At 55.3% G+C, this 12,613-nt stretch carries 11 protein-coding genes and 1 rRNA gene; 7 read left to right on the top strand and 5 right to left on the bottom strand.

Features of this window, described 5'->3' with window-relative positions:
* Positions 1-76 precede the first annotated feature (76 nt).
* The 3 genes from M4NBBH2_RS06995 to M4NBBH2_RS06985 all read right to left on the bottom strand — a co-directional run bounded on the left by M4NBBH2_RS06995 (position 77) and on the right by M4NBBH2_RS06985 (position 3,095).
* Positions 77-1,609 (bottom strand): 16S ribosomal RNA (locus M4NBBH2_RS06995).
* A gap of 261 nt (positions 1,610-1,870) precedes the next feature.
* Positions 1,871-2,326 carry an acyl-CoA thioesterase gene (locus M4NBBH2_RS06990; RefSeq protein WP_160117883.1) on the bottom strand — a complete coding sequence of 152 codons (456 nt, stop codon included), beginning with the start codon at positions 2,324-2,326 and terminating at the stop codon, positions 1,871-1,873.
* A 4-nt stretch (positions 2,327-2,330) separates the two neighbouring features.
* Entirely contained in the window at positions 2,331-3,095 is a 765-nt protein-coding gene (locus M4NBBH2_RS06985; protein ID WP_160117884.1) for a type III pantothenate kinase, read from the bottom strand.
* Between the two features lie 238 nt (positions 3,096-3,333).
* On the opposite strand from M4NBBH2_RS06985, the gene M4NBBH2_RS06980 reads away from it, so the two are divergent.
* Positions 3,334-4,035 carry a hypothetical protein gene (locus M4NBBH2_RS06980; RefSeq protein WP_116270268.1) on the top strand — a complete coding sequence of 234 codons (702 nt, stop codon included), beginning with the start codon at positions 3,334-3,336 and terminating at the stop codon, positions 4,033-4,035.
* A gap of 60 nt (positions 4,036-4,095) precedes the next feature.
* On the opposite strand, the gene arfB is transcribed toward M4NBBH2_RS06980, so the two are convergent.
* Positions 4,096-4,506, bottom strand: coding sequence for an alternative ribosome rescue aminoacyl-tRNA hydrolase ArfB (gene arfB / locus M4NBBH2_RS06975; protein WP_235005656.1), 411 nt, complete (start codon positions 4,504-4,506; stop codon positions 4,096-4,098).
* A gap of 58 nt (positions 4,507-4,564) precedes the next feature.
* Between arfB and M4NBBH2_RS06970 the strand changes: the two genes are divergently transcribed.
* Positions 4,565-4,852: a hypothetical protein gene (locus M4NBBH2_RS06970; RefSeq protein WP_116270267.1), complete on the top strand. Its 288-nt coding sequence runs from the start codon at positions 4,565-4,567 to the stop codon at positions 4,850-4,852.
* Between the two features lie 27 nt (positions 4,853-4,879).
* Here the strand turns inward: M4NBBH2_RS06970 and yddG are convergent, their stop codons facing one another.
* Positions 4,880-5,821, bottom strand: coding sequence for an aromatic amino acid DMT transporter YddG (yddG, locus tag M4NBBH2_RS06965; RefSeq protein ID WP_125064650.1), 942 nt, complete (start codon positions 5,819-5,821; stop codon positions 4,880-4,882).
* A gap of 135 nt (positions 5,822-5,956) precedes the next feature.
* On the opposite strand from yddG, the gene M4NBBH2_RS06960 reads away from it, so the two are divergent.
* From M4NBBH2_RS06960 to paeA, 5 genes are all read left to right on the top strand, one after another.
* On the top strand, positions 5,957-8,062 hold the full coding sequence (locus tag M4NBBH2_RS06960) for an acetate--CoA ligase family protein (protein WP_116270265.1): 2,106 nt from the start codon (positions 5,957-5,959) through the stop codon (positions 8,060-8,062).
* 75 nt (positions 8,063-8,137) lie between these two features.
* Entirely contained in the window at positions 8,138-8,638 is a 501-nt protein-coding gene (locus M4NBBH2_RS06955) for a hypothetical protein (protein WP_116270264.1), read from the top strand.
* 67 nt (positions 8,639-8,705) lie between these two features.
* Positions 8,706-9,680, top strand: a complete 975-nt coding sequence (locus M4NBBH2_RS06950) for a C40 family peptidase (protein WP_116270263.1) — start codon at positions 8,706-8,708, stop codon at positions 9,678-9,680.
* A gap of 19 nt (positions 9,681-9,699) precedes the next feature.
* Positions 9,700-10,974, top strand: coding sequence for a peptidase T (gene pepT, locus M4NBBH2_RS06945; protein ID WP_116270262.1), 1,275 nt, complete (start codon positions 9,700-9,702; stop codon positions 10,972-10,974).
* A gap of 135 nt (positions 10,975-11,109) precedes the next feature.
* Entirely contained in the window at positions 11,110-12,492 is a 1,383-nt protein-coding gene (gene paeA / locus M4NBBH2_RS06940; protein ID WP_116270261.1) for a polyamine export protein PaeA, read from the top strand.
* Positions 12,493-12,613 lie beyond the last annotated feature (121 nt).

Genomic DNA, 12,613 nt, shown 5'->3' with positions numbered 1-12,613 from the left:
CCGAACATAGTCTTCATTTCTCAGAAGACAACGAACGATAAGTATGAGCACCTGTCTTGAGAACTTCGTTCTCTTAAAAGGAGGTGATCCAGCCGCACCTTCCGGTACTGCTACCTTGTTACGACTTCACCCCAGTCATGGAACCCACCGTGGTCGCCGTCCTCCTTGCGGTTGGACAAACGCCTTCTGGCAAACCCCACTCCCATGGTGTGACGGGCGGTGTGTACAAGACCCGGGAACGTATTCACCGCGGCATGCTGATCCGCGATTACTAGCGATTCCGACTTCATGCAGTCGAGTTGCAGACTGCAATCCGGACTACGATCGGTTTTCTGGGATTAGCTCCGCCTCCCGGCTTCGCTGCCCTCTGTTCCGACCATTGTATGACGTGTGAGGCCCTAGCCGTAAGGGCCATGAGGACTTGACGTCATCCCCATCTTCCTCCGGTTTGTCACCGGCGGTCTCATCAGAGTGCTCTTGCGTAGCAACTGATGACAAGGGTTGCGCTCGTTGCGGGACTTAACCCAACATCTCACGACACGAGCTGACGACAGCCATGCAGCACCTGTGTTCAGGCTCCCTTGCGGGCACTCCAGACTTTCATCCGGATTCCTGACATGTCAAGGCTAGGTAAGGTTTTTCGCGTTGCGTCGAATTAATCCACATCATCCACCGCTTGTGCGGGTCCCCGTCAATTCCTTTGAGTTTTAATCTTGCGACCGTACTTCCCAGGCGGTCAGCTTCACGCGTTGGCTTGGTTACCCAGGAATTGCTTCCCGAACAATCAGCTGACATCGTTTAGGGCGTGGACTACCAGGGTATCTAATCCTGTTTGCTCCCCACGCTTTCGTGCATGAGCGTCAGTCATGTCCCAGAGGGCTGCCTTCGCCATTGGTGTTCTTCCGCATATCTACGCATTTCACTGCTACACGCGGAATTCCACCCTCCTCTGACAAACTCTAGCCGTGCAGTCACAAATGCAGTTCCCAGGTTAAGCCCGGGGATTTCACATCTGTCTTGCACAGCCGCCTGCGCACCCTTTACGCCCAGTAATTCCGATTAACGCTTGCACCCTACGTATTACCGCGGCTGCTGGCACGTAGTTAGCCGGTGCTTATTCTTCAGATACCGTCAGCGGAACGTATTATTCGTACGTCCCTTTTCGTCTCTGACAAAAGCGGTTTACAACCCGAAGGCCTTCATCCCGCACGCGGCATGGCTGGATCAGGGTTTCCCCCATTGTCCAAAATTCCCCACTGCTGCCTCCCGTAGGAGTCTGGGCCGTGTCTCAGTCCCAATGTGGCTGATCATCCTCTCAGACCAGCTACTGATCGTCGCCTTGGTAAGCTTTTATCTCACCAACTAGCTAATCAGACATCGGCCGCTCCTGTCGCGCGAGGTCTTGCGATCCCCCGCTTTCACCCTCAGGTCTCATGCGGTATTAGCTGATCTTTCGATCAGTTATCCCCCACAACAGGACACGTTCCGATGCATTACTCACCCGTTCGCCACTCGCCGGCAGGAGCAAGCTCCCCCGCTGCCGTTCGACTTGCATGTGTAAGGCATGCCGCCAGCGTTCAATCTGAGCCAGGATCAAACTCTTGAGTTCAATCACTGCTATTACTTCATTTGCCTCAGTTTCCTGAGGCGTCGCGCTCAAAATTATCGACTGGTAATTCTCAGAAGCTCTCGCTTCTGCATCATTCCATTCGTCTTTTCAAGCACCTGATTTTTTATGAGCTGAAGCTCTTCAAAACCAGATGCTCACGCTTATCGGTTCGTTATTCAGTTTTTAAAGATCATCACTGCGTCAGCAGCGAAGAACACGTATATTACAGACGAAAAATTCAAATGTCAAACTTTTTTATTCTCAGGACCTGAACCGGAGCCCCGGTTCATCGTCATCTTTGACATAGGGAGCCATTTTTCTTCTATAGTTTTCAGTAATTTCCATCGCTTTAAATGTGCCATCAGGCTGAAGCTGAGTGAACACCAGAGTTTCAGCGATTTTGACCGCGGGCGAATCATCTTTCATGATTTCAAACGCCCAACGGATAGAACTCCACCCGAGCTGCTCAATCCAAAGCCTGAATTCCACCTTATCTCCCGCTCTGAGCGGCGCGCTGAATTCCGCCTGGATTCCGGCCATTGGCGCATAGATCTGATCTGTCACTCCGGGACCGAAAATCTTTTCCCCGAGAATCTCGCGGAAAAAGGCTTCTTCCGTATCCACTGCCCAGCGGAAGAAATGCGGATGAAAAACGAGCCCCGTCGAATCACAGTCTGAGAAATGAATCGTGAAGGGTTTGGAAAAAACACTATGCATCGGGCTATTCCTCATTTTCGCTGCGGATCCGAAGCGAAAGACCGGTGATCACGAGGTTATCTTCTATCAGATAGTCAGGGAAATACTGCCTGAAGGCTTTCTCGTAATAATGAGCGGCCCCTCCTGTAATAACGAGTTTAGGTTTCGCCTCATTTCCCATCGCTTCAAGCCCCCCGGAAATAAAGCCACGGACACAATCCGTGATCCCTGTTGAAATACCGTCGCTCGAATTCTGAGGGAACGTCTGATACGTACCGCTCGGCACATGAAGCCGCGCGGTACCCTGCTGAAGACTCTTAAACATCATGGTCGGTCCCGGCGCAATCCGTCCCCCCAGGTATTCGTATTCCCCTTCGCCACGGCAGATAATGCTGTCCGCCGTCAGCGCGGTTCCCATCTGAACAATGAGAAGGTTCTCATCCGGGTGCTTGCTCACAGCGCCCAGCGCCGCGTACCAGCGATCAGGACCGAGCTTTGTATAGTCGTCGTAGTGGTTGACGACATGAAAGGCGCCGTTAAATTCCCGCTGGCTTCCCAGCAGCTCAATCCTTGTCCGCTCGCACACCTGCTGAACCGTACTGGCAATGACACTGTGAGCCACTGTGCAGGCATAAATCAATTCCGGTCTCTGATGCCGGTAAAAGTCTCTTACCTGTTCTGCCAGCATCACCATGTCACCATAGGTGATCACGCCAGTATTCTGAGGTGTTGTCGCTTCCGCCCACTTGAGAGCTGAGTTGCCGATATCAATCAGATAGGTTCTTTTCAATGCCTGCACCTTTCTCTATTTCTATTGCCAGTGGCTTATCCTACGCCAGCAGAGCGAAAAAAAAGACCGGATTAACAGGAATCCGGTCTGGTAAAGGAGAGATGTCTCAGCAACTCATCTGTCATGAATCATGTTCCCGAAACCTTAACAGAAGCTGAAAGAAAAGCCCGCCGTCATTTGTGTTTCCCGCTGTTACAATAAACTTAATAGATAGGTGAAATACCATAGGGGATGCACTATGAAATACAGGCTGCTCAAATTCATCATCGCCGTACTGGCTCTAGTCGTGATCGGGCTTCTTGCCGCCCCCTGGTACATTTCGGATCCCGATATTGAAAAGGCGATCGCCAAAGATCTGACTTTTGTCGCGGCCGGCCTCATTGTTCTTGCCGCTATTGGTTTTCTGGTCAACATGACTGACACCAAGATCCACGAAGATCAGGCCGCCGCTTCCGGGAAAACCGATTCACCCTTCTCTGATAACAGTCTTTTTGACGCGAAGATCCGCGCGATGCATGAGCGCGCGAAGAAAGGCATGCATGTCTACCCGGAAGGTCACGTCTGCAAGACCCTGATTTCTCCGATGGACCTGGTTCTGAAGGCGCTCGATCCGGATGATATTTTGGTCGACTGCTACGGAAACGATAAAGAAGGCTATCGGACCCGGTTCTATGGATCGCTTGACGGCGGTACAAACTGGTATGAGATCAAGGTTCCGTCTTCTCCCGCTGACCGCAAGACCATGCTGAAAGTGGCTCTGGGTCTTGCCTCCGTCCATGATTTCGCGAATCAGACCCGTATGAGACTCAGGGAAAAGATCGTTGCCGGAACAGATGATGGAGTCGATGTGGCAGAGCTCTCGAGCTGGGAAAAATCCGTTAAGACCCCTGATCGCGAGGAGCGGAAACTCAATATAACGGAGAATGAGAAATCCGCCTGAGATTTCCGGAAGCCTGACAAATCAAAGGGCGCTTCAATGAAGCGCCCTTTTTTCGAACCTTTAGAAGTCTCTCACCTTTCCCCGAAGTTTCTTCACTTCGCTTCGCAACGTCTTCGTCTGCCGAACTCTGCGAATGCTCGCCCGGGTGGGTTTTGTCGGTATGCGGAAGTCCGGTATTTCCGAGGCTTCATCAATCAGCTCTCGAAGCCTGCGGTACGCCTCTGCCAGATTCAGTTCCTGAGTACGGTTATTTTCCGCCCGGATCGTAATAACGCCGTCAGCCCCAAGCCGTCTGTCTCTCAGGGTGAGCAGTCTCTCTTTCAGTTTTTCAGGAAGTGAACTCGCCCGGATATCAAACTTCAGCTGAACGGCGGTCGCGACCTTATTCACATTCTGTCCGCCGGCACCGCGGCTCCGTACCGCCGTCCATAACGCCTCTTCTGCTTTAAACTCGTAGTGAATCTTTCTCACGTGTCACCTTGCTTCAGTTCGGGGTGATCGCGGCTGTATGTTTAGGAGCACAGGAATCATGTCCTTACTGAAAATCGGTATTGCCGCCCTTGCCGCGGCGGTTTTGGTCACTGGCTGCGACCGCGCCGTCACCCGGATTTTTTCACCTTACGAAAACGACAGCCGGAATGTCAAGCGCATCGGCACCGCTGTCGGATCCCCGATCTATCGGATCGTGGATGACGACATGAAGTGTGTGGCAATTTTTACGCCGCAGGGTGACAGCGCCGCTGTCTCCTGCGTGAAAACGGATGGAACGCCCGCAAGCCCTGCCGCCGGGCAGACCGGCGGTTTCCTGAGCCGCTGAGCATTAAAAACAAGCCGCTGCGGATCCTTAATGGGCCGCAGCGCGGCGGCGGAAGCGGATCGGACGTCCGTGAGTGACATGCTTTTCTTCACGCGTCGCCATCCAGCAGATAAAGGATCCGATGACCACGAGCGCCACACCCTGCCAGAAGTCCAGCGTCAGGGTGGCACCAAGCATCAGCGCGCCGAGCAGACAGGACAGCACCGGGGTAAAGTAGGAACCGATCGCAAGAATTGTCATGCTCCCCTTCTGTACGCCGTAAGTCCACACGGCATAGGCGCCGCCAAACACACAGCCCGCCGCTACGCAAAGCAGAAAACCATTCCATGTCGGAGCGGGAGCCTCAAGACCGCCGGAAATAAAGATGCCGGCAAAAATGAGCGCGTCAAGCCCGAAAATAATCGGAGTCGGATTCTGGCCATTCCCCCAGGCGCGGCTCGCTGAGCTGAAGAGAGACCATGCAACCGCACCGAGCGCCGCAAGACCATAAGCAATCGGATTTTCAGCGATATGTCCGGCAATCTCAAGCGGATGGAATCCATGACCTCCCGCCAGAACTAGCCCAAGGCCGGCAAGCGTAAAGAGAAAACCAACCGCAACGTACCAGCGTGCCTTCTGATGATTGAAGAGCACCGCACAGATCACCGTGAGACTCGGCCAGAGGTAATTCACCATGCCGACTTCAAGAGTTTGCCTGCCGCCAGCAGAAAACTGAAGCGAGAATGTGAAGCAGAGTGAGCAGATAACAGAAAGCGGAACCCCGAGGAAGAGATACTTCTTCGAGTACTTGGACAGATGGGGAATACCGAAAACAAACAGCGTAAAGAGCATTCCGATCACGTAGCAGATCGTGAGGCCCTGAGCCATTCCAAAGACTTCCTCAAGCGACCGGATGAGCCCGACCGACATACCCCAGCAAACCGGCGCGAGAAGCCCAACGAGGGTCGCCCGATTCTTTTCCTGCAGCATAAGAAAAATGTCCAGCAAAGAATAAATTCAGGAACGGAATTCTATGCCTAATTTTCTTGATTATTTTGCGTTTAGTCTTAATATTTAGTCCCGCGTAGTAGGGATGTTCCCCAACTTCTTGAGGAGAGTAAAACTATGGATCTTTCTTCGGTAATGAACCCGAAGTCGATCGTGCTTGTCGGTGCATCGACCCGTGATCACACAATTGGCCATGATCTGCTGCATCGTCTGATCGATTACGGCTTCCAGGGCGACCTTTATCTGGTCAATCCGAAGGGAGGCGTCCTGGAGGGCCGTGAAGTTTATACGAGCGTGTCCGCTCTCCCCGATGGAATCGATCTCGCCATCATCGCAATCAACGCGAAATACATGCTGGATACGATCGATCAGTGCCACGAAAGAGGGATCAAAGGCATTGTCGTGATTTCGGCCGGATTCAAGGAAACCGGCGCGGAAGGTCTGGCGCTCGAAAAGGCTCTGACTGAGCGCGTGCATCAGTACGGCATGACGATGGTTGGTCCGAACTGCCTCGGTGTCGTGAATACGAACCCCGCAGTCCGCATGGACGGGTGCTTTGCCGAGACGCTGCCCCGCCGCGGCGACATCGGTTTCGTTTCGCAGTCCGGCGCTCTTGGCGGCGGCATCCTTAATATTCTGAAGGACCTCGGCATTGGTTTTGCCCAGTTCATTTCGATCGGCAATCAGGCTGACGTGAACGCGGCGAGCGCGATTGAATTCTGGGAAAACGAAGAGGATGTGCATCAGATCCTCCTCTATATGGAATCGATTCTCGACCCGAAGGCGTTCCGCAAGCTCGCCACCCGTGTGTCGAAAAAGAAGCCGATTCTCGCTCTGAAGGCCGGACGGTCCGCTGCCGGCGCGAGCGCCGCCTCCTCCCACACCGGGTCCCTTGCGGGCGCCGACAAGGCCGCTGACGCACTGCTTCGTCAGTCGGGCGTGATCCGTGAGAAGTCCCTCAGCGATCTGTTCTCGTCTGCCAAGGCTTTCTCGCTCTGCCCGCTTCCGAAGGGCGACCGGATTGCCATTATCACGAACTCGGGCGGCCCCGCCATTATGGCGACCGACGCGGTCGAAGACTTCGGTATGCAGATGGCAAAGCTTTCCGATGAGACCAAGGAAACGCTTCGCTCCTTCCTCCCGTCCGCGGCCTCGGTGAAGAACCCGGTCGACATGATCGCTTCTGCCCCGCTCGAGCATTACCGCAGAACGCTGGAAACCGTCATCGCGGATGACGGCGTCGATATGATCCTCACGATCTATCTGCCGTTCCTCGGCCTTAAAGACACGGATGTGGCGAACGCGATCATGGATATCCGGGCGAAACACCCCGAGAAGCCGATTGTCGGTGTCTTCATGACGACGCAGGAATTCTTCTCGTCGCTCGCCGATAAGAATGTGACCGTTCCCTTCTATATGTATTCAGAGGAAGGCATCGCGGCGCTTGATCGGCTTAATCGTCAGCGGAAGTGGGTCGAGAAGCCGGAAGGCCGGATCGAACGCTTTGCCGTGGACCAGGAAAAAGCCAAGGCGATCATCGCCGGCGCTGATGCGGAGTCCCGCGACACGCTGACCACGAAGGAAAGCATCGCCCTGCTCGATGCCTACGGCGTCCGTGTCTGCCGCTCAGCTCTTGCGAAGACAGAGGATGAGGCAGTCGCTATCGCGAATTCGATCGGTTACCCGATCGTGATGAAGATGACGTCGAAAACCACCTCCCACAAGACTGACGTGGGCGGCGTGCGTGTCGGCATCGCCTCTGAGGAAGCCCTCAGGCGTGAATACCGCGATCTGATCGCGAAGCTCACTGAGCGCGGACTCGATAAAGGCCTTGAAGGCGTTCTGATTCAGGAAATGGTGAAGAGCTCGCGCGAAATGGTGTGCGGTCTCGCCACCGATCCTCAGTACGGCCCGATGATTATGTTCGGTCTCGGCGGTGTGTTTGTCGAAGTGCTGAAGGATATTTCCTTCCGCATTGCTCCCCTTACGGATCAGGATGCATCTGAAATGGTGCGTTCCGTCAAAGCATGGAAGCTTCTCGAGGGTGTCCGCGGTCTCCCGCGCGCCCAAACCGATAAAATCGAGGAAACTCTTCTCAGGCTGTCCCAGCTGGTGACGGATTTCCCCCGCGTTTCCGAGCTCGATATCAATCCGCTCATGATTTCCGATAAGGATGGTGAAGCGATTGCGGTCGACGCCCGGGTGAAGCTCGCAAAGGCATAAGCTTTCCCCCCTGCTTCACGCGGAGCAAAGCCGGATCTGACCGGGCCAGTCTTTAACAGACGGCCCGGTTTTTTCATGCTTACCTTTATCATCAGACACCTGCAGGAAACGGCAATCGCTGCTCTCATTCTCACGGCCGCGGCCGCGATTCTCACAGGCTCAACCTGGGCCGCGGTCATCGGGGGTGCCCTGACGCTCGGGCTTTACGCCTGGCTGGGCGGCCGATACGCCTATCTGAATGTCCGGAAAACCGAGATCGACGCCTCACGCCCGAGCCTTGCCGCGTCACCCTCTGACTTTGATCGGGAGTACGTCACGCTGCACGTCAGACCCGGCGACCTCATAGAGCCGCGTAACTCCGGGACATCTGCGGATAAAAAGACGTCCGTCGTCACGCTTTTCCACGGTCACTACCGTCCGATCGCGCGGCTCATCGTTTCGTCTGACGATCCTCTCCCCGGCGCGCTCTCCAAAGGGGCCTTTTTCGGACGGGTCAAATCGGTTCCGGATGGTAATACCGGAGAATTCAGGATAGAAATTCAGGCCAAATCCCCGAAGGACGACAGACTCATCTAAAATAAATAGCCAGAAAACGGGAGTCTCCGTTTTTCGCCTCAGCACCTCAAACCAAAGTCGGGAAAACATGCACTCAAAAACCTTAGCCCCGATAGCAGGAAAGATCCTGCTCATTCTTGCCGGCAGCGCCTTTTTCGCCCTGCCCGCGTCAGCGACTCCGCACGACACTGAAGATCCGCTTTCCTTCATCTTCTTTACGCCCCCGGAACCTGCCGCAGCACCGGCTCCCGCGCCGCTTCCTGATGCTGATGCCGCTCCCGCGCCGACCAAATTTGGACTCAAGATTGTCAAAACCGTGAAGCAGCAGCTCGGAACGCCGTACCGCTACGGCGAAGAAGAACCTGACAGCGGTTTCGACTGCTCGGGACTTGTCTGGTGGGTCTATCGCCAGCATGGCGTGAATCTTCCCCGCACGACGACTGAGCTCGCTAAGGTTGGAGAGGATATTCCGCTTTCTGACGCCCATGTCGGCGACATCATTATTTTCCGCACAGGCCGCGGCGCCACTGGACTTCATACCGGCATTCTCACCGGCCCCTCCCGTTTCATTCACGCTCCCCGTACCGGAAAGAACGTGATGGAAAGCACGCTGAATGAATACTGGGCCCCGAGAATCGTGACCATCCGCCACGTGCGCGGTCTCCGTCTCCCGGAACGGTTCCCCTCCGCGGACGAGATTTCTTTGGCTCTGAGTCAGATGGATCCGACTGATTTCGGCAGCGGCGCTGAAGCCGATACGTCGATTGATCCTCTTTTTGACGCTATTGCTCTCGGTGAATCCGAACCCGCGCGTCTGGGTCCCGCGAACACAGTGAAGAACAGCGTAAAGTCGACCCGTCACCGCTATGTGCTCGCTAAGAACGAGGTGATTCCTGCCCGTCAGGCACCGCAGGCAAAGGCTGTCAAGACTTCGGCCAAAGCGTCTACAAAGCCTGCCGCTCAGACCGCAAAGACCGCCCGCAAAGCGAAGCCCGGTTTCGAACGTACGTCGCTTCGCGGCTACCGTTCCGCTCACCGCCGTGCCGCGCAGCCAAACATCTGATCAATAAGGCAACTGCAGGATGGTTTACCCTGTTTCCTATAACGATTACGCTAAAAAAACACCTCTACTCGACCGTTTCATCCGCTACGCGCTGATCCCGACAGGTTCAGATCCTGAAAGCGCAGCCTCCCCGAGCGCTGCACGGGAATTTGATCTCGCGCGGGTCCTTGAGTCTGAACTCCGGGCACTCGGCGCGAAGGATGTGACACTCTCCGAGAAAGGGGTGGTGACCGCGACGATTCCCGCGTCGTCCGGAGCTGAAAAAGCGCCTGTGATTCTCCTCAATTCCCACATGGATACGTCCCCTGAAGCCTCCTGCGAAGGCATTCATCCTCAGGTGGCAGAGGCCTGGAACGGTGAGGCAATCGCGCTTGATCCGGAAAACAAAATCCGGCTGGATCCGGAAGTATTCCCGGAACTCCGACGCCATATCGGGGAAGACATCATCTGCACCGATGGCCGCACACTTCTCGGCGCGGACGACAAAGCCGGCGTCGCCGCTATCATGAACGCCGCGGAGTGGTTCCTCACTCACCCGGAAGACCCGCATGCCGAAATCCGGATTCTTTTCACGCCGGACGAGGAAATCGGGCGGGGCACGGATTCTGTTGATGTGCCGGGGCTCCGCGCCTCATACGGGTTCACGATTGACGGCGGCGATGTCGGCGGGCTCGAAAGCGAGACCTTTAACGCCGCCACTGCCCGGGTAACCTTCACGGGAATTTCCGTTCATCCGGGGTCCGCCAAAGGAAAGATGGTAAACGCGGCGAAGCTTGCCGCCCGATTCATTTCTCTCCTTCCTGAATCTGAATCTCCGGAAGAGACCGAGGGGCATGAAGGCTTCTTCCATCCGATCTCGATCTCGGGCGGCGTTGAGCATGCCGAAGTGATCCTCATCATCCGTGACCATGACCGCGGCGCCTTTGAGGACCGCAAGATGTGGCTCGCGGCGCTCGTGCAGAATTTCGACACCGGCCGCGCCGCTCCCGCGCAGGTGGTGATTCAGGATCAGTACCGCAACATGCGGGACTATCTCGCCGGGCACGAAAATATTCTGGACCTCGCCCACGCGGCATACCGCGACTGCGGAATCGAACCGATTGAAGAACCGGTCCGCGGCGGGACGGATGGCGCCTTCTTCTCCGCGAAGGGACTTCCCTGCCCGAATGTCTTTACCGGCGGACTTAATTATCACGGTATCTATGAGTGCATCCCCGCTCAATCGCTCGAAAAAGCGGCAAATGCCGTGATCGCCATTCTGAGGCGTTCCGCCTCTCTTACCCTAAATTCGTGATACGGGCGCCTGCCGCATTCGGATTTACCATTAGAATGAAAGGAAAGCGGGCTCCATGCCCGCGGCCCTGACCTTTTTCTGGAGTCTCAGCCTATTCCGATTCTTCAAACACCTTAACCAGAAGGGACTTCTTTTATGGATTCCGTTTTACAGATGGTCGGGCTTCTGATCCTCGTCCTCTGCTCGGCGTTCTTCTCGATTTCCGAGATTTCACTCGCCGCCGCAAAGAATGTGAGGCTTCAGGGGCTCTCCGAAGCAGGCGACCAGCGCGCCCGGGAAGTTATTGCGCTTAAGGCTAATCCCGGACCTATGTTTACGATCGTCGAGATCGGCGTTAATGCCCTCGCTCTTGCCGGCGGTATTCTTGGGCAGGATGTTTTCATCCCTCTCTACAAATCGGCATTCATTCACGTGCTCAGCGAATCCTCCGCTGACACCGCAGCCTTCTGGCTCGCGTATCTCACCGCTACCCTCCTCTTCGTTCTCTTCGCTGACCTGATCCCGCGCCGCTACGCGATGGCGCGTCCTGAGTCGTGCGCGATCCTCGTGATCCGCCCGATCACCTGGCTGAACTCGGTTCTGAAACCGGTTGTCTGGGCTCTGAACAGCTGCGCCACTTTCGCGATGAAGAAACTCGGCATGCCGACGCACGCCGGTGAACGCGTCACGACGGCAGACGTCCTCGCGACCGTAAACGCGGGCGTCAAGGAAGGTGTGATTGATCCTGAAGAGCGGAGCGTGATCGAAAACATCTTCTCGCTTGAAGACCGGACGGTTTCCACTGCCATGACGGCGCGCGACGATATCGTCTACTTCCTCAAAAACGAGAGCGACGAAAGCATCCGCACCAAAGTTGTTCAGAACCCGCATCATCAGTTCCTCGTCTGCGAAAAAACGATCGATAACGTCGCGGGTTACGTGGACAGCAAGCAGCTTCTCACCCGCCTGGTTCAGGGGAAACGTCTGGATCTGACGGAAAAAGGTCTCCTCAGCCCCGTGAAAATGATTCCGGAAAGCCTCTCCATGTCGGAAACGATTGAAGAAATCCGGAACACCATGGCTGACTTCGTGGTGGTGATCAATGAGTACGGTGAAGTGGCCGGCCTCATTACCCTGAATGACGTGATGAACACCATCATGGGCGAAATGGTCGGCCTGGATGAAGACGCCCAGATCGTGAAGCGCGATGAAAACTCGTGGCTCGTTGAAGGCTCCACATCGCTCTACGAACTGGAGAACACGTTCGACCTCCCGGATATTGAAGACAATCCGCCGTATGAAACCGCGGGCGGCCTCGTCATGTTCCTTCTCCGCCGCATTCCGAAGAGAACCGATAAGCTCACGTTCGGCGGCTACCAGTTCGAAGTGGTGGATGTGGATAAGAACCGCGTTGATCAGCTGCTTGTCACTAAGCTTCCGAAGGGCGGAATCCCGAAAACCTCCCCAGATACCACTGCGGATACCAAGAATCAGACCCCGTCCGGAAATACTCCCCAGGATATTTCCGAAACACATTAAGCCCATCATCCTAAGGGGAAGCACGCCTGGCCCCCGCCCATAGCGGGGAGCCTATACTGAGAGGGATTCACGAAGCCCTGTTTTAAGTGATTCATTAATTAAAACAGGGAATTATGAAAAC

Source organism: Mesosutterella multiformis, from assembly GCF_003402575.1.
Lineage (GTDB): Bacteria > Pseudomonadota > Gammaproteobacteria > Burkholderiales > Burkholderiaceae_F > Mesosutterella > Mesosutterella multiformis.
This window is presented reverse-complemented; position numbering and strand designations above follow the sequence as displayed.